Source organism: Methylovulum sp. (genome assembly GCF_028687615.1).
Lineage (GTDB): Bacteria > Pseudomonadota > Gammaproteobacteria > Methylococcales > Methylomonadaceae > Methylovulum.
Genome location: NZ_JAQTZU010000002.1, coordinates 63,926 through 82,209 on the forward strand (window position 1 = coordinate 63,926; position 18,284 = coordinate 82,209).

The following is an 18,284-nucleotide window of genomic DNA, read 5'->3' on the forward strand; positions in this document are numbered from 1 at the left end:
CTCTGTTAAATAACGATATTAACCAGTTTATTAGGAACAACAATGACTTTTTTGATAGCCGCACCGTCGATAAAGTGTTGGATATGCCCGTCGGCGAGCACGACGGCTTGCACGTCATCGTTGGATGCGCCAACCGGCACGGCAATTTTTCCGCGTAGTTTGCCATTGACCTGCACCATCATTTCCAGTTCATCTTGTATCAAAGCCGATCCGTCAACCTCAGGCCACGCTTCGCTCATCACGGCTTTGCCATGACCCAATTCCTGCCACAAACTATGGCAGATATGCGGCACTATCGGCGATAACATCAGCACTATCGCTTCCAGGACTTCTTGGCTAATCGCCTTGCCATTCGCTGATTCGTCGCTGAATTTGGACAAGGTATTGATCAATTCCATATTCGCGGCGATGGCGGTATTGAAAATCGTCCGCACCCCGACATCGTGGCTGACCTTTTGGATGGTCTGGTGCAATTGGCGGCGGACAGTGCGTTGTTCGGCCGTCAAGGCCGCCTTGTCGATTGGCGTAGTCGCCAATCCGGCACTGACATGCAAATGCACTTGCCGCCACAGCCGTTTCAGGAAGCGGAACGCGCCTTCCACGCCGCTATCAGACCATGCCAAGGATTGCTCAGGCGGTGCGGCGAACATGATGAACAAGCGCACCGTGTCCGCGCCGTATTGGTCGATCAGCACTTGCGGGTCGACACCGTTGTTTTTGGATTTGGACATTTTTTCGATATGCCCCACGGTGACTTCCGAGCCGTCCGTCTTCAACTTGGCACTGATGATTTTGCCTTTTTTATCGCATTCGACATCAACTTGGGTCAGGTTGTAATATTGTTTGTGACCGTGGTCGTTAAGCTGATAAAAAGTCTCGGCAACGACCATGCCTTGGGTCAGCAATTTTTTGAACGGCTCACCGCAAGTAATCAAGCCTTCGTCACGCAATAGCTTAGTGTAAAAGCGTGAATATAAAAGGTGCAAGATCGCATGTTCGATACCACCGATGTAATAATCGACGGGCAACCAATGGTTGGCATTGGCATCCAGCATCGCCGTATCGGGTTGGCTGGCAAACCGCGCGAAATACCAGGACGATTCCATGAAAGTGTCGAAGGTGTCGGTTTCGCGCCGCGCGGGTTTGCCGCAAGTCGGGCAAGTGGTTTTGGAGAAAGTCGGATGCGCGACTAAGGGCGATTGTGAACCGTCCAGCACCACATCACGCGGCAAGGTGACGGGCAAATCTTGCTCAGGGACAGGCACAGTGCCGCAGTCATCGCAATAAATGACCGGGATGGGTGCGCCCCAATAACGTTGGCGGGATACGCCCCAATCACGCAGACGGAAGTTGACTTTACGCTCGCCTTTGCCTTGTTGCTCAAGCGTTCCGGCGATTTTGCCGAAAGCTTGCTCGGAAGTCAGGTCATCGAATTGGGCGGAATTTTGCAATACGCCTTTGATGGTGTACGCCTGTTCGGTAATATCGGCTGCTTCACCGTTTTTACCAAAAATGACTTGCTTGATGGCGATGCCGTATTTTTTCGCAAACTCATAATCACGCTGGTCATGCGCCGGAACCGCCATCACCGCGCCCGTGCCGTAACCCATCAAGACGAAATTGGCGATCCACACTGGCACGGCCTCGCCGGTGATCGGATGCAGGGCAGAAATGCCGGACGCAATACCGCGTTTTTCCATCGTTTCCATCGCCGCTTCGGAGGTTTCCATCATTTTGCATTCGTTGATGAAATCGGCAATGTCCGGGTTGGTTTCAGCGGCTTTTAAGGCCAGCGGATGTTCGGCGGCAACCGCAAGATAGGTTACGCCCATCAAGGTATCAGGACGGGTCGTGTAGATACGCACAGGTTCGCCCAACTCCGGCACGGCAAAATCCATTTCCACACCTTCGGAGCGGCCTATCCAATTGGTCTGCATGGTTTTGACCTGCTCAGGCCAGCCATCTAAAGTCTCCAGCGCGTCCAGCAATTCTTGTCCGTAAGCGGTGATTTTCAAAAACCATTGTGCAATTTCCTTGCGCTCAACTTTAGTGTCACAACGCCAGCAACAGCCGTCGATGACTTGTTCGTTCGCCAACACGGTCATATCGTTCGGACACCAATTGACGGGCGCGGTTTTTTTGTAAACCAAGCCTTTTTCCAATAATTTCAGGAAAAACCATTGTTCCCATTGGTAGTAGCTAGGGTCGCAAGTGGCGATTTCCCTGTCCCAATCATAACCAAATCCCAGCCGTTTGAGCTGGTCGCGCATATAGTCGATATTGCTGTAGGTCCAATCGGCAGGATGGACATTGTTTTGCATCGCGGCATTTTCGGCGGGTAGGCCAAACGCATCCCAGCCCATCGGTTGCAGGACGTTTTTGCCGAGCATCCGTTGGTAGCGGCTGATCACATCGCCTATCGTGTAATTGCGGACATGGCCCATGTGCAACTTGCCGCTGGGATACGGGAACATGGACAGGCAGTAGTATTTGGTCTTTTCGGAAGATTCTGAAGCTTTAAATACGCCGGATTGTTCCCAGGCATTTTGTGCTTCTTGCTCAATCATGAGCGGTTGATAATTTTCTTGCATCCTTCTCGTCTTTTACCGATCAAAAGCGTTAGAATACCGTACACTTGCTTAAATCTAAAGCGTCAATTTCCAGGAGTCGGACTATGAATAAAAATAAACTAATCAATGCCTATCTCGAATTAATGGGGCATCTTTATGAAGCGATGGATGACACTTTGCATTCTTCCGCCGAGGCAATGGACGTTGCCAAGGGAAAATTAAGCAAAGTCAGTGATTTGACCAGCGAGGAAATGGATAAGGTGGCGGGCTATCTTAAGCGTGATGTCGAACATGCCGCACATTGGTTATCAGACCATACGGATTTCCACTCATTGTCAGATTGGTTCAAATTCGATGTCGACTTGGTGGAAAATTTCACCTTGGATGCGTTTGCAAGCCTGGCCGACAAAACCCGTATCGAATTGGCAAAACTGGAGCAATTGGCGACCAAACATGTTTACCATAGTGGCGACATCACCAGTCCGGGAACATTTATTTGCGATGATTGCGGCAAAGAAATCGCTTTTAAAACACCGAGTGAAATTCCTGAATGCCCGGCTTGCCACCATAATGTCTTTGTCAGGATGTAATTTATAAAAGCCATTGTCCACGAAAAACACGAAAAAAAAGCTTATTGGTTATTTTTCAAAGCCATCCAATATCGCTTATTGTTGGAAGCTTGAAAGCAACGCCACTAATGACACAGTTGTGTTTCACCATCGAATTTTCTTCGTTTTTGTGTTTCTGTACCCCAGAGGGTATTCGTGCCTTTCGTGGACAATCTAAACCACTTATCAGCTTTCAAGAAAACCAACAGGAACAACCATGCGTAGAGTGATTTTTAACCAAAAAGGTGGTGTCGGCAAATCAACCATCACCTGTAATCTGGCGGCGATCAGCGCCATTGAAGGCAAACGGACTTTAGTGATTGACTTGGACGTACAAGGTAACTCTACGCAATACTTGCTAGGTGCTAAAGTTGGTGAAAGCGACAAAACTGTCGCGCTGTTTTTCAAAAACAGCCTGAGCCTGTCGTTGTTTGGCGGCAATAGCAATGCTTCGGGATTGGAAGGCATTATCCATGAAACACCGTTCCCAAACCTGTTTGTCATTCCATCGCACCCTGAACTCGATCCCTTGCAAGGCCGTTTGGAAGCCCGTTTTAAAATTTTTAAGCTCAAAGAAGCCTTGGAAAAACTCGAAGGTTTTGACAATATCTTCATCGACACCCCGCCGATTTTAAACTTCTACAGCCAATCCGCGTTGATTGCCGCAGAAAAATGCCTGATTCCTTTTGATTGTGACACGTTTGCCAGGGAAGCCTTGTACACGCTGATGCACACCGTCGCCGAGGTCAAGGCCGACCATAACCAAAATCTGGAAATTGAAGGCATCATTGTCAACCAATACCAAAAACAAGCCAATCTGCCACGGCAATTGGTTGAAGAATTGCTCGCCGAAGGTTTGCCGGTGTTGGCCTCGATGATTTCGCCATCGGTTAAAGTCAGGGAATCCCATTCGGTCTCACAACCTCTGGTGCATTACGCGCCCGGCCATAAACTCAGTGATGAATTTCGGGCCTTATACGCGGAACTTCATAATCAGTGACAGGGTTTAGGCTTTCAGGCTGTTTTCTACCGTCTGGTTGGAAATGAAAGTTCAACTGCTTGAAAATTTGGCGCAAATTGACGCCGTCGCCTGGAACAATCTAGCAGGGGATGTTTACCCGTTTTTGCGCCATGAGTTTTTGCTCGCCTTGGAGCAATCCAGCGCAGTCTCTGAAAAAACAGGCTGGATACCCAGGCATTTGTTGGTTCTGAATGACGGCGAACTCTGCGCTTTGATGCCGCTATATCTCAAAACCCATTCACGCGGCGAATATGTGTTCGACCAACAATGGGCGAATGCCTATCATCAGCAGGGTTTGGCGTATTATCCTAAACTACTGACCGCGATTCCCTTCACGCCCTGCCAAGGCTTACGTTTTGCCAGCAAAGAGGGCTTGGATGCGGAAAACATCCTGCGGCTGTTTCTCAAAACCATCCAACAACTTGCCGTCCAATACGACATTTCCTCTTGGCATTGCCTGTTTCCCAATCTTGCGCAACTGGATGCCCTGAAATCCGCCCAACTGCTCGTCCGCGAAGGTGTGCAGTTCCAATGGTTCAACAAAAATTACCGCCATTTCGATGATTTTTTGCAAACCTTAAGCGCCAGCAAACGCAAAATGATCAAACGCGAACGCCGCCGTATCGGCGAACAAGGTGTGTGTTTGCACAGAATTCAAGGTGCGGACATCAGCGACGATGATTGGCGGGTGTTTTTCCAGTTTTATGTGTTGACCTACCTGAAAAAAGCCTCGCAACCCTATCTAAACTTAGCGTTTTTTCAGCAAATCGCCCAAACCATGCCCGAACAATTATTGCTGGTGTTGGCGATGAAAGACGGCTCCCCAGTCGGTGCGGCCTTAAGCTTTATTGGCAAAGACACGTTTTTCGGACGCTATTGGGGCTGTTATGAAGAATACAACTCCCTACATTTTGAAGCCTGTTACTACCAGGGTATTGATTATTGCATTGAAAAAGGCCTGGCTAAATTTGATTCAGGGGCACAAGGCGAGCATAAAATCGCCCGTGGCTTTGAGCCGGTGACGACTTATTCGGCGCACTGGATAAAAGACCCGCAATTTGCCGAAGCGATTGGGCAATTTTTAGACCGTGAAAAAAGCGCGGTAGCACTTTATAAAAACGAAGTGGCGAGCTATCTGCCGTTTAAAAAATCTTTTGGTTTCCCTTGCCAGAATGACGATGAAAACTAAAACATGTTCTGACAGTTTCGAGGAAAGCCATGCGTTGCTTGGTTTGCCTGTAGATGCCGGACGCCAAAATCAAACCTTATGTCAATGTCGATGAGATCCAAGAAGCAGGAAAATGGATCAATGCCAAGGGTTTAAAGCCGACAATTATATTTATTCTTGAAGCGTTGTTTCTGCCCGCTGGGGGCGTGGATGTTTGCGTAACATTTATAATGTTTTACACTGTATAACTGATGTTACGCAGTGACGTAGTTTATATCCCATTTGCCGCGTCGAGCACCGCAGCATTTGTCGGGAATAGCCCGAAGGGGTGCGGCAAGGATGCCGCACGGCGGCAAAGGGGCAGGAAGCCCCTTTTGCCGTCCCCCGACAAATGCGAGGAGCGCAAGACATTAGCGGCAACGGGCCGCCTTTTCTTTGGATACTTTCTTTTCGACTGCATGGATGCAGGAGGTAGAGCAACGCAGGAGCAGTTGCCGAGGCGGAGCAAAAGAAAGTATCTCGCCTTCGGGTGCGAGAACCCGATTAAATAAACCGTCGCGATAGCGACTCTTCATTATTTATTTTCAAATCGTAGAAAATGTCTGCGTAACATCAGTGTATAAGTTATCGCTCCATGTCAAATGGCAGCCCGATGCTTTCCCGAATAATTCAAAGACATCGCCAGAAAAAACTGCACACCAAAAATCATATTCGCCATTAACAAATGGATGGGTTGGGCGACGGGCGGCATTCCCAGGCGGTCCAGCGATACGCCCGCCAGGATCGCCGTGATGACTAAAGCTGCCAACGCATAGCCCGTGCGTAGCAACAGGCTGTCTTTGGCGACGTGTTGGCGTAGTTTCCAAACTATCCATAAATTGGTGAACAAGATGATGGATGAGAATGAGCGGTGTATATAGAAAATGATCGGAAAATCATCGCGCCAGAATTTACGGTCGATATAGCTGTGTTCGTGGGTGATGAAATCCACCGCTTCCCTGACTTGGGTGCCCATCGCCACTTGCAATAAAGTCATCGCCATAGCGATTTTCAGTAGGGTCGGGACGATTGGCGGCAATTGCCCGGTATCAAATTGACCGATAAAGTCCCGTTGCGAGCGGGTGATGGTGTAGATGAGCAAGGCGACGATGCCCAGGGCCAAGAGCATGTGCAGGGTGATCATAATCGGTTTGAGGTTGCTGGCGACGACGCTGGAACCCAACCAACCTTGAAACCCCACCAGAAAAAAGCTGCTGACTGCCAGATAAAAAATGGTTTTGTCTGTTTTCAGAAAAATCCGCGATGACCATGCCGTCAGGAAAATCAATATCCCGATGCTTGCACCGACCAAACGGTTGGTGTATTCCGTCCAGGTTTTCACCGGATTGAATTGGGTGTTTTCGTAGCCGCGTTGGGCGTAGATTTCGTGGTAATTCGCGGGCAGTTGTGTTTCATCAGTCGGCGGTATCCATTGCCCAAAGCAAGTGGGCCAATCGGGACAACCCATACCCGCACCGGACGCCCTGACGATGCCGCCAGCGAGGATGACGAGATAGACCGCGAAAATGGTGATGGTGCCTAAGCGGCGGAAACGGATGATGGCTTGATTATCTGCTTGGTTATCTACTTGATTATCTATGGATGATGACATAACAATCGGCAAGTTGTTTGTTAAAAAGGGACCCACCTGATCATTCAAACCAAGTGGGCCAGAGTATTTAGGCAATCGTTGGGGTAGAAAATTCTAGCAAAACCAATGGCCTGCCATCAGCCAGTTTAAGTTGGTCATTGTTATCTTCGGCAATCTGGATGACGACCAGCATTTTGCAGCGTTGTCCATCCGCCTGTGCAACCAGCACGTGCCCCATCGGTTTATCACGCCCGTCCAGTACATTCGTGTAGTGTTCGGGGGCATCTGCGCTCGATTCCGCCAGAAACAGGCCGCGTTTGCTTTTGCCCAGATAATAGGTGCGGGCGATCACTTCCTGGCCGGTGTAACAGCCTTTGCTAAAGCTGATGCCGCCCAATTTGTCCAGATTCAACATGAGCGGGACAAATGCTTCCGATGTTGCGCCAGTCAACCACGGAATACCGGAAACAATATCGCGCAAACGCCACTGGTCAGTATTTTCAGGCAGAAAACCTTGCTGGATTTTTGCCGACCAGAATGAGGCGGCTGCATCCGGCGTGGCGAGAACCAGCGAACGGTCACCAAAATTTACACTGGCAACGGGGATTGGTGTGGTGGCTAACCATGCAGCGGTAGGGGCTGTTGAAGGTGATACTCCTAACAGGCAATAATCATTGGTCGTGTCGGTGATGGTGGCGTCTGAGCGCAAAATAAACAAGCCCAAGCGTTTTCTTACCGTGTCCAGCAATTCAGCCGGAACAATCAGATGAAAAACATCGGCTTGTTTGATCAGTAAGAAAGTAGCGATAGCGCGGCCTTTAGGATTGCATAACGCCCCTAGGCTACTTTGGGTTTCGCTCAGGTCATTGATATTGCAAGTAGTCTGGCCTTGCAACAAGCCCGCCGCATCTTTGCCACCGATGCTCAATACGCCTAAAAACACGAGCGGGCAAATGCGTTGCCGGGCGGAAGTGCCGGCCAGCGGAAAGGCGACATCTGTCGGTGTCAGGAAGTGGGCTTGTGCTGACAGCAGGAAATTTTTCCAGTTTGAGTTCATTTTTATACGTTAAGCTTCAATGTAGTCTTTAAAAAGGGTGGCAGGAGATTTACTTCGCGGCATTGATAATCGCCAGCTTGTCCGCCTGGATACCCAGCAATAGTTCGCCTTTCAACAAACCGACCAATTCTTTGCCCGCCATCGTGTAGCGCCAGCCATGCAGCAATGGGCATTCGTCGTCACCATCAAACATCAGCTCTTCCAAATCCTTGCGGGTCGCCAGGATGCTGGGGTTTAGCGAATTTTCTTCGGCCCGTATCCTGACCAAGGCCGTGAGTATGTCGAGTATGGCTTCTTGTTGCTGGGTTTTCTTGGCAGGCCGTCCTAGTTCGTGCAGCGGAATCGGCGGCTGGTTTTTAGCCACTTTGACAATTTCGCACAATTCCTTGCCATAACGGTTGACAACGCGCTCGTTGATGCCGCGCACGGCGGCAAGATCGGCAACCGTTTCCGGTTGGAGCTTGGCAATGTCAAACACTAACTCGTCTCGCAACAACCAGCTTTTCGGACGGTCTTCGCGCTGGGCATTTTTTTCCCGCCATTCGGTGACAGACTGGATGATGGAAAGCTGCTTCCCCGTCAATTTGTTTTTGCCCTTGATTCTCAGCCAGGCTTTGGCAGGGTCAATGTGATAAATATCAGGATTTGACAGTTCGGCAAAGTCTTGTTTCAACCACTCGGCACGTCCCAATTCGGTAAGTTTTTTGAGCATGACCTGATAAATCTGGCATAAATAAATGACATCATCGGCGGCGTATTCAATTTGCGCGTCGGTCAACGGGCGTTTGCTCCAGTCGGCGCGGGTGTGGGCTTTGCTTAGATTGATATTGAGGAAGCTTGACACCAGCATCGCATAACCGGGATTGTCCTGGAAACCCAACAGGGGCGCGGCAATTTGGGTGTCGAAAATAGGCGAGGGCAATTTGCCGGTGACTTGGTAAAAAATTTCCAAATCTTGGCGGCAGGAGTGGAAAACTTTGACGATAGCCGGATGATAGATAGCCTCGAACAGCCCGGTCAAATCCGGTAGGGCAATCGGGTCGACACAGGCGACCCAGTCTGGCGTGGCGATTTGGAGCAGGCAAAATTGGGGGTAATACGTTTTTTCGCGCAAAAACTCGGTGTCCAGGGCCAGCCAGGTTGTTTCGCGTATCAGCGCACAGAGGGCGGTGAGTTTTTCGGGGGTGTTTATGTAATTGATGGTGTTCATAGTGATTAAATTCTTTTGAGGAAACCGTAGCTTGGATAAATTCAGTGATAAATTCAGCTTGCTCTGATAATCAGTCTGCGTGCTGATCACCCGCGTTAATGCCGGAATTTGTATTGCGCGGTTTGCTGCGGCGGCGATGCAGGCTGCTACGTTTTTTAAAACGTGATTTTACGCGTTTTATCGCTAGTGGACGTTGGTTGATTTCCACCGTTTTTAGATGCTGGAAAATATCCGCCGGCATGGAATCGGGCAAATCGATTAGCGTATATAAGCCCCGGATGTTGATATTGTTGATATTGTTTTTATCAACGCCTGACTCTTCCACCAACACTTTTTTTAGGGATTCCTCGGTTATTTGGTGCTGGCTGCCCACATCCAGACGGTAACGCACCATTTTTATGGTGCTGGTTGGCTCCATTAGCGAAATTGCGGGGGTTGGCGGTTGGGCCAAATACAACAACGCGGCGGCACAAGACAGCACGTCCGTGCCTAATTCGGCGGCCAATGTTTGGATTTGGGTGCGTTGGCTGTCCAAGCAGTTTGCAAGCAATGGTTGTAAGCGATCCTTCAACAGCTCTGTTTTGGGGCTAGGCTCGATGGCTTTATGGCTGTTGTTCATCCTGATTTACAATTGTTATTTTTATTAAGTTGTTGTACTGGAGGCTGTGAAACAGTTTATCCAATTCAGGATAAACTGTTTCACCACAGAAGACATGAAGAATACGACGAAAATAATCCTTTTATTTTCTAGGTGCTTAAAACTTGATGCTTCCCGTGTTTTTTGTGGTGTTATCTATATGATTTAAAAACGGATTATTTCTCTGTCCCAGTAGCCGTCCAGCATAAAACAGACGAAGCCCGCCAAGTTTTTACTGGTATGCCAGATGTTATAGGGATGGATGGGGGCTTACAGATTGCCCGGACTGATTTCCACATAAGCTTCATCGCGTAGGCGGCGCATCCACAACTCGGTTTCTTCTTCAATTTTACGTTTTCTGATGGCGTCGCGGACTAGGTTTTTCCGGTATTCGACGCTATTGTCCTTATTTTCCCTATCCATGACCTGGATTAAATGCCAACCAAACTGGGTTTGTACCGGATCGCTGATTTCTTTGATATTCAAGTGGGACATGGCTTCTTCAAACGGTTTCACCAAGTCGCCGGGGGATACCCAATCGAGCGAGCCGCCTTTCAGTGCCGAGCCTTTATCATCGGAATGCGAACGGGCCAAGGCGGCAAAATCATCGCCGTCAAGAATCCGTGCCTTCAAGGCGAACAAGCGTTTTTTCGCTTCGGCGTCATCTACCAACTCATTGGTTTTTATCAGGATATGCCGGACCTTGGTCTTGGTGATGATGTGGTTGTCCAGCCCTTTAATCTCCAACATTTTGATGATATGGAAGCCGCTGGCGCTACGGATCGGGTCGGCGATGTCGCCAGTTTTCATTTTGCTGACGCTTTCGGTAAAAATGGTCGGTAGGGTGCTCTGGGTGCGCCAACCTAAATCGCCACCTTTGAGCGCGTTGTCGTCATCGGAGTGGCTGATTGCGGTTTGGGCAAAATCAGCGCCTTGGCGTAATTTGGCTACCAACTCATCGGCTTCACGTTGGGCTTTTTGGATTTCATCCGAGGACGCGCCTTCTTTGACGGCGATCAAAATATGCCCCAAATGATACTGGATTGTTTCGTCACCGACTTTGCCCTGGGTCTCCATATAATGTTCGACTTCCTGGTCGGTGACTTTTATGCGGCTGCCAATTTCCCGTCCGCGCAACTGGTTGATGGCGATTTCATCACGCATATTGTCCAGGAAAGTTTTATAGGGTATGCCCTGTTTTTCCAGTTCGGCGCGGAATTGTTCCAAATTCATGTTGTTGCGTTGGGCAATATCGGCCGCCGAACTATTGAGCATGTCTTCACTGACGCTAACCCCGGCCCTTTCCGCCATTTGCCGTTGCAGTTTGTCCATGATCATTTTTTCCAACACTTGCCTGCGCAGGATTTGTTCCGGCGGCATCTGCGCTTTGTTGGCGACCATGCGTTGCACGATGCCGGCCATTTCTTTTTGCAGCTCCCGCTCCAGGATCACATCCTCTTCGACGATGGCGATGATGCGGTCCAGCGGTTCTGCATGGGCGGCAAAACTGCCGGACACGATGCTAATGAGCAAAATCGACAGTAACGCCGCGATGTTATGTGTGTGTTTAATCATTTGCCAGGTTTCCGGTAACCATAAATACTTTTTACGAAGAAGTCATCCAATTGCTCGCCGACGCCGGTCAAGCCTTTTAATTCTATTTGAAAGAAGATGCCGGTCGAGGCCGTGCCTTCGACGGTGTTGTTGCTGAGCACGTCACTGTTGTTGATGTTGTTGATGCTGTTGAGGAATTGCCGTCCGATAATGCGGAAACGCCAGCAACAATTTTCTTTTTCGAGTCCGACGAAGCCATCCTGGGTGGTATTATACAACCAGGAATACTGCCAGCGTCCGACCACGGACCAGTTATTGTAAACCGGCCAGTGGAAAGACATGTCGCTTTGGGTAATATCATTGGTGTGCTTAGGGACTAGCGGGTTTACCCGATAGAGGTAACCCAGGTTGATCACTTGGCCGGGTTCCCTGACCAGATGTAAGGTTGCCTTGCCCCGGACGATTTTATTGGTGTCAGGATCCCACTGTATGCCCGAGTCAATGGACACATGGCGGTTAAACTGGCTGCCCAGTTCGGCCACCAACGGCGATGTCGGGGATTTTTCAACAGGGCTGATGGCGCACAGGTTGGACGGATAATCGCCGCACAAGGTGACTTCGCGGTTACGGAAATAGAAAATCTCACCCAGGCTTAACCTAAGCCGTTCATAGCCGGTGACCGGATCAATCAGGCGCGAGGTCAAGGCCGTGGTGACTTGGTTGGCATCTTGCACCCTGTCCGAGCCGCTGAAACGGTTTTCGCGGAACATGCTGCTGTACCAGAAGTCGTAAATCGAACTGTCAAACAGCGGGATTTTGCTTTGGTCGGTTTTCGGGATGTACAGGTAAAATAAGCGCGGTTCCAGGGTATGCACGAGGTTGGTATCGGCGATATTGACATCGCGTTCCAAAAACAGGCCGGTGTCGGTCGAAAATATCGGCAAGGTTCTGGAGATGTTCTCGGGCAAGCCCGCGATCTGGTTGGTCAAAAAATATTCCGTGTGTTGCAGGCTTATCTTGGGTGTGAGATAGGCACTATCAGTTTGTAATGGCAAACTGACCGACGGCCTAAAATTAAGCCGTTGACCGTTGACCAGGTCATTATGCTGAAAAAATACCGATTCATTTTCCAGTTGTACATCCAAAGGCAGGCGGTCAAATGAATGGCTTAAATTCAAGTTGATTTGCGGCAAGCGTCGGTAAGGGATTTGCAGGCCGGATAAAGTACGGTCGATGGTTTGGTAGTTTTCCACCCGCGTGGTGAACGCCACGCCTTCGCCAAAATAATTCACATCCGCCGAACTTCTCAAGAAACTGAAGTTGGGAAAACTCAGGGCATTGCCCAATTCAGCAAAATAGTTTTTATCGGACACATAGTTTAAGTCCAGGTTGGCACTGATATTGGGCGTGAACTGTGTCGAATGTTTCAAAGAACCTTGGTAGCGTGATGTTTTAAGGATTTCATCATCAGGCATGTATTCCAGGCTGATTTTCCCTTTGGATTGTTCACTGAGATAGCGAAAATCACTACCTAATAATATGCCCCGTTTGGAAAAATATTTGGGTCTTAGGATGGCGTCATAATTGGGGGCCAGATTCCAATAATACGGTGTCGCCAAAAGAAACCCGCCGGTTTGGGTGTTGCCAAATGACGGGGGAAGAAAACCGGACATGCGCCGGTTATCAATAGGGAAGCCCAAATAAGGCGAATAAAAGACCGGTGTGCCTTTGAATTCGACCCAGGCGTTTTTTGCCGAGCCTTTGCCGGTGAGTTTGTTCAGTTTCAACTCGGAGGCATGCAAGGCCCAATCCTGATTGCCCGGACGGCAACTGGTGTAGGTGACGTCCTGGTAGTGGGACAAATCCTTGTTGTCACGATAAACCGCTTTGGCGCGTCCACGTAGCGGTGTCGCCGGAAAAATAAACAAGGTGTCACGCAATTTGGCTTGGTCTGAGGCCAGTTTCAAGGTTGCCGATTCGCTGTGCAAAGCCAGTTCATCGTCGCTGTAATACACATCGCCTTGCAAATCCAGGGTCTCAGAAACACTGTCATAATTCGCGGCATGGGATTGGGCATGTTGGTCGGCACGGTTCAGCTCCACATTGCCTGAATAATTGCCGATTTCATTGTCGAATATTTCTGAATAATTGGATTTGACATCCAGGGGAAAACGATCCCTTAGCCGGTTGACCGGCGTGTAGTTTTTTTGCGTCCCCACGGTTGCCATGCAGTTGGCCCAAGGGTCTTTGGCAAATTGTCCGGCTAAGGAGCGGAAAATCAATTCCTCCTGGTGGCCAAAAACGGGGGCCAACAGGTTGATGCCGCTATTTTCTGAATCCTCTTCGCCCGCGCTACAATTCGGATCGCTGGCACAAGGTGTGATAGCGGGTTTGGAGGATGCTTCTGGTGTTTTTTCAGATGTGGCAGCCAGCGGTTTTAGGATGGCGGGTTCAGGTTTGGGGCTTGCAATTGCCGCTGGCTCTGGCGGCGGCAGTACGGATACAAGGCGTTCAACCACAACGGGCGCGGGTTTTTCTGGCTCGATCAACGGGGCGGGTGCGTTGCTTGTGTCCGGCACCGGAACGGCAACGGAATCCGTCTGGTCTGGCGAATTTTGATCCCCTGAGCAAACCCATTCATTGCTGTTTTTGTCCTGCTGGCATGACCACGCGGATGCGTCTGCAAAACTGTTGGAGGCGGTCAAGGACGGTAAAAAAACCAGAAATAAGCGGCGAAGCATAGGCGGTATCAAGTTTATTAGCGTGATAGTTGGTAAATCGAATAGAATGCTGACCGCGCATTCTACCTCAATTTATAACCGCTAGATAACTAATCTGCCCGTCTACAACACCATGTCTGAAGACTTTAGAACCCTTGCTTTACTGGACTGGCTGGAAAATGACCTCTTGCTGACAGTGGAAAGTTTCCAACCCGCATCCAGCGATGCCAGTTTCCGCCGTTACTTCCGGGTGGCGACCCCTGACGCTACGATGATCGTCATGGACGCGCCGCCTGACAAAGAAAACCTTCCGGCGTTTATCAAAGCCGCCAACATACTGGCGGGTGCAGGCGTGAAATCCCCCGGCATTTTTCAGCAAAATCTCGATGATGGCTTTCTGCTGTTGGAAGATTTCGGTAGCCAGCCGTTTTTGGACGCCGTTGCCCATAGCAATGCCGACTATTTGTATCAACTGGCTATGGACAGCCTGTTCAACTTGCAATCCCGTGCAGATACCCAAACCTGCGCATTGCCACGTTACGATGAAGCCTTGCTGAAACGTGAGCTGGGGATTTTTTCCGACTGGTTTGTTAGTGAACTGCTTGACCTTGAGCTTTCCGAAGCGTTAGTTGATAGCGTGGAAACCTTGCTGATAAATTCCGCTTTGGCACAACCCGTGACTTTTGTGCATAGGGATTACCACTCACGAAACCTCATGCTGGTAGACGATAACACCTTGGGGGTTTTGGATTTTCAGGATGCAGTGGTCGGCCCCATCACTTATGATCTGGTGTCCTTGTTGCGCGATTGCTACATCGCTTGGCCCCAGCCACAAATCGAACACTGGCTGGCGCAGTATTTCCAGCGTTTGCAAGCCGCCGGACTGGTAAGCGGCGATTTGCGGCAATTTAGCCGCTGGTTTGATTTGATGGGCTTGCAACGCCATCTAAAAGCCATAGGCATTTTCTCCAGGTTGCATTTGCGCGACGGCAAATCCGGCTATCTTCAAGATATTCCGCGCACCTTGGATTATGTACAAGCCATCACCGCGACCTATCCCGAACTGGCGGAATTTGACCGTTTTATCCGTCAACAAGCACAGCCTGCCTACCACCGTTTCCTGCAAACCGTAGCGGTACAGCCATGAAAGCCATGATACTCGCCGCCGGACGCGGCGAACGGATGCGCCCGTTGACCGACCACACCCCCAAACCTTTATTGACAGCCGCCGGCAAGCCTTTGCTGGAGCGCACGCTAAAGCAATTAGTGAGTGCCGGGTTTACTGACATCGTCATCAACCACGCCCATTTAGGCCAGCAAATTGAAGATTATTTTGGCAATGGTCAAGCGTGGGGGGCAAATATTGCGTACTCCCCGGAAGGTGAAGCCTTGGAAACCGCGGGTGGTATAGTCAACGCCTTGCCTTTGCTGGGCGATGAGGTGTTTTTGGTCGTCAACGGCGACATCGCCACCGATTTTCCATTTACCATACTCAAAAACCAGCCTGTTGATCTCGCCCATTTGGTGCTGATCAATAATCCTTCGCAACATCCAACAGGTGATTTTGTTTTGGACGCACAAGCTTATGTATCAGAAAACGGCGGTGAAAAGTTCACTTTTAGCGGCATAGGTTTGTACCGGCCCGAGCTGTTCAGCAAGCAGCCTCCAGGCAAAAGCAAACTTGCGCCATTGTTACGCCAGGCGATGGCAGGACGGCATGTCAGCGGGCAACACTATGGCGGATTCTGGATGGATATAGGCACACCGGAACGCTTGCGGGAATTGGACGCTTATCTTGGGCAATTTACAAAATCGTAATTGACACTAACATTTGGCGGCGCTGCGAACCACAGTTGTACCATCAGACATAACAGGGCGCTGTTTTCCCCCTTGCTTAATGATATTAAGCGGACACCGCTTGATCCCTCAGTACCTGATGATTGTACGGATGAGGCAAATTGCCGCATCGCTGCGGAAGCAGACGTTAGGAACGAGCATGAAATAATTTCCGCACCGGCTCGTCAGACCTGTCAGGTTTTGAAAACCTGACAGGTCTTTATCCGCGAATTTATTCCATGCACATTCCTTAATGACATTACGGCTGGACTTGTACCGTCGATGATGTTCCATGCGTCTGGTTCGCCCAGATCGACCGTGCGCAATCCGATGCTTTACCGATCAATATTCCGCTGGGATCAGTCGGTGACACCGATTTTGGTTTAGAACCTGGAATACGGAAAATATCGATTGCAGACGGATATTGGGTCATGCTTGACCCGCCGCCTACTGGCCTGCATACGATCCACTTCGCGGCTGCGCGGGCTTCCGGCTTTGCGCCACCTATCCTCTGACAGTGAAATAAAGGTATTTTGGGCGGGGACGCCATGAATAATATGGTATCCCCGTGTTGGAACGGTTTTTTACCCGTTCCGTAACGTTTTAACTATCTACAGGATAGCTTGAAACGTTACGGACAGGGCCACCCTCGTCCCGCTTTGGTCATTTATAGCCGGCGATTGATCAGCATCATGCTCAGCATCATGCCTTGTCACTGCCGCCAAAGAAGATTATTCATGCTTACGGGCTTTTAGGCCGGTAATCATCAAATAAATACCTAAAATAACCAGTCCAGCATCCGCCATGAGATAGGGGTCGGTGACCAGTGCCACAGTGCTCGCCGAAATTGCGAATATGCCTAAGCCCCAAAAAAACCGGGTGAAATTTGCAGAATTTTGTTCGATTTTCATTTTTGCCTTCCATAAAAGTGTTTTACCCGGCCGATAATGGGTATCTGCAAGGAAAGTGGATGGAAACTAATTAAATATCAATAAGTCGCAATTGGGATTTAAGCGCATAATACCCGCTCAATTGCGGCTTGTTTACTATAACACGCCTTGTTGCTAGTCTCTAATATCAGTTTTATTGTCAAGTCCACCCTTAAGCAGTTCCTCAGCAATCAGGTATTTAGGAGTCCGAAAATGTTTAAACTGGCCGTTATTTTATTCCCGCTGCTGTTGCTTGGCTGTTCAGGGAATGTTACAAAGCAAGATTCTGATGATATTGGATATTTTTCTGATTCGTCGGACTGTTTTCGATCTTCGGTACGTAAAGAGCAGATAAAAGTCCCTACTGCCAAGACCAATACGATTATCGAAATTCCAATTGGCAATGATGCGGATTTATTTAGCCAATGTATGGAGTATGCAGGACATCCTGCCGTTAAAGTCAATGCAGATGAATATCTGAATGTCTCGCGTGCTTGTATGAAGGAAGCGGCAGCTTCTGAAACCCCTGATGCGGCTTATGCAAAATGTGTCCGGCGCACTGGTATAACGGTTGAGACTATCCCTCCTGGCAAATCAAAATAAACCGCATGGCAACAATATGGAATATCGCCAATGACATTGCCTATACTCTGAACGGTCAGGTTTTCGGTTTTTGGAGCTTGGGTCTATTGACCCCGCACAGCGGGCGGGATGCCTTTATGCCCTAGGGGGTACGCGCTCCGATTGGTCGAAAACTTGATGGTTTTTGCTCTCCCTCTTCCTTGATAAAAGCCGAAAACTCGACCGTTTAAAGTATGCATCCGGTTTTCCGCTACATTGAAGTTGTTTCAGAAGTTGTTTCAAATGAGCCGGCGGTTTGCGGCATACATCCGTTACTTATTGTCCGGCTCCAACTATTTTCACCAACCAACCGCCCGTACCTGTGCAATTGCTTTGCCCATCGGCGGAGATGGCTATTCTGGCGTATGTGTTTTTTAATGATGGCGGTAAGGTGCCGGTGACTTTAAAGCTACCTTCGTTTTCAGCATTTACCTGGATGGTCACGGGCAAATCTTTGATGGTGACTTTGATGGTGGTCGGGTAAGTGTTTGGCGATGCGGTGAAAGAAAAACCGGCATTGGCGGCGATTTCAGTATGTTCAGCCGGAATAAAATCAGTAAATTTGGGTTTTGCGCAGGCTTTGCCGCCACCGCCGCCGCCACCGTAAGCCCAGCAGGTGCTGCTCAGTAACATGAATATCAAAAACCACGCCTTAGAATTTTGTTTCATATCCATGCCTCTCGTGTTGTTATTATTTTGGGTTATCCATTGATCAAGTTATCG

Annotated in this window: 15 protein-coding genes; 6 read left to right on the plus strand and 9 right to left on the minus strand. The window is 49.4% G+C overall.

Going from position 1 to position 18,284, the window contains the following annotated elements; translation table 11 throughout:
• Positions 1-5 precede the first annotated feature (5 nt).
• Positions 6-2,591: a leucine--tRNA ligase gene (gene leuS, locus PHH59_RS01645; RefSeq protein ID WP_300010202.1), complete on the minus strand. Its 2,586-nt coding sequence runs from the start codon at positions 2,589-2,591 to the stop codon at positions 6-8.
• A gap of 83 nt (positions 2,592-2,674) precedes the next feature.
• On the opposite strand from leuS, the gene PHH59_RS01650 reads away from it, so the two are divergent.
• The 3 genes from PHH59_RS01650 (at position 2,675) to PHH59_RS01660 (ending at position 5,388) form a co-directional block, all read left to right on the plus strand.
• Positions 2,675-3,160 (plus strand): zinc ribbon-containing protein, encoded by a 486-nt coding sequence (locus PHH59_RS01650; protein WP_300010205.1) that lies wholly within the window; start codon positions 2,675-2,677, stop codon positions 3,158-3,160.
• A 235-nt stretch (positions 3,161-3,395) separates the two neighbouring features.
• On the plus strand, positions 3,396-4,178 hold the full coding sequence (locus PHH59_RS01655; RefSeq protein WP_300010208.1) for a ParA family protein: 783 nt from the start codon (positions 3,396-3,398) through the stop codon (positions 4,176-4,178).
• Positions 4,179-4,221: 43 nt separating this feature from the next.
• Entirely contained in the window at positions 4,222-5,388 is a 1,167-nt protein-coding gene (locus tag PHH59_RS01660) for a GNAT family N-acetyltransferase (protein ID WP_300010211.1), read from the plus strand.
• A 616-nt stretch (positions 5,389-6,004) separates the two neighbouring features.
• On the opposite strand, the gene PHH59_RS01665 is transcribed toward PHH59_RS01660, so the two are convergent.
• The 6 genes from PHH59_RS01665 to lptD form a co-directional block, all read right to left on the minus strand.
• On the minus strand, positions 6,005-7,018 hold the full coding sequence (locus tag PHH59_RS01665; RefSeq protein ID WP_300010213.1) for a heme A synthase: 1,014 nt from the start codon (positions 7,016-7,018) through the stop codon (positions 6,005-6,007).
• A 67-nt stretch (positions 7,019-7,085) separates the two neighbouring features.
• Complete coding sequence (locus PHH59_RS01670) at positions 7,086-8,054, minus strand: folate-binding protein (protein WP_300010215.1); 969 nt, start codon at positions 8,052-8,054, stop codon at positions 7,086-7,088.
• Between the two features lie 49 nt (positions 8,055-8,103).
• Positions 8,104-9,264, minus strand: coding sequence for a ribonuclease D (rnd, locus tag PHH59_RS01675; protein ID WP_300010218.1), 1,161 nt, complete (start codon positions 9,262-9,264; stop codon positions 8,104-8,106).
• A gap of 70 nt (positions 9,265-9,334) precedes the next feature.
• Positions 9,335-9,883, minus strand: a complete 549-nt coding sequence (locus PHH59_RS01680) for a DbpA RNA binding domain-containing protein (RefSeq protein WP_300010221.1) — start codon at positions 9,881-9,883, stop codon at positions 9,335-9,337.
• A 288-nt stretch (positions 9,884-10,171) separates the two neighbouring features.
• On the minus strand, positions 10,172-11,476 hold the full coding sequence (locus tag PHH59_RS01685; RefSeq protein ID WP_300010224.1) for a peptidylprolyl isomerase: 1,305 nt from the start codon (positions 11,474-11,476) through the stop codon (positions 10,172-10,174).
• Entirely contained in the window at positions 11,473-14,196 is a 2,724-nt protein-coding gene (gene lptD / locus PHH59_RS01690) for an LPS assembly protein LptD (RefSeq protein WP_300010227.1), read from the minus strand. Before lptD ends, PHH59_RS01685 begins: the two co-directional genes overlap by 4 nt.
• Positions 14,197-14,308: 112 nt before the next feature.
• On the opposite strand from lptD, the gene PHH59_RS01695 reads away from it, so the two are divergent.
• Both PHH59_RS01695 and murU read left to right on the plus strand, forming a co-directional pair.
• The gene (locus PHH59_RS01695; protein WP_300010229.1) at positions 14,309-15,322 is read left to right on the plus strand and encodes a phosphotransferase; all 1,014 of its coding nucleotides are present in this window, start codon (positions 14,309-14,311) and stop codon (positions 15,320-15,322) included.
• Positions 15,319-15,993: an N-acetylmuramate alpha-1-phosphate uridylyltransferase MurU gene (gene murU, locus PHH59_RS01700; RefSeq protein ID WP_300010232.1), complete on the plus strand. Its 675-nt coding sequence runs from the start codon at positions 15,319-15,321 to the stop codon at positions 15,991-15,993. Before PHH59_RS01695 ends, murU begins: the two co-directional genes overlap by 4 nt.
• Positions 15,994-16,742: 749 nt before the next feature.
• Here the strand turns inward: murU and PHH59_RS01705 are convergent.
• Positions 16,743-16,922 (minus strand): hypothetical protein, encoded by a 180-nt coding sequence (locus tag PHH59_RS01705; RefSeq protein ID WP_300010234.1) that lies wholly within the window; start codon positions 16,920-16,922, stop codon positions 16,743-16,745.
• Positions 16,923-17,153: 231 nt separating this feature from the next.
• Between PHH59_RS01705 and PHH59_RS01710 the strand changes: the two genes are divergently transcribed.
• Positions 17,154-17,543, plus strand: a complete 390-nt coding sequence (locus PHH59_RS01710; protein WP_300010237.1) for a hypothetical protein — start codon at positions 17,154-17,156, stop codon at positions 17,541-17,543.
• Positions 17,544-17,837: 294 nt separating this feature from the next.
• Here PHH59_RS01710 and PHH59_RS01715 read toward each other — a convergent pair whose 3' ends face one another.
• Positions 17,838-18,230 (minus strand): hypothetical protein, encoded by a 393-nt coding sequence (locus tag PHH59_RS01715; protein ID WP_300010240.1) that lies wholly within the window; start codon positions 18,228-18,230, stop codon positions 17,838-17,840.
• Positions 18,231-18,284: the final 54 nt, after the last annotated feature.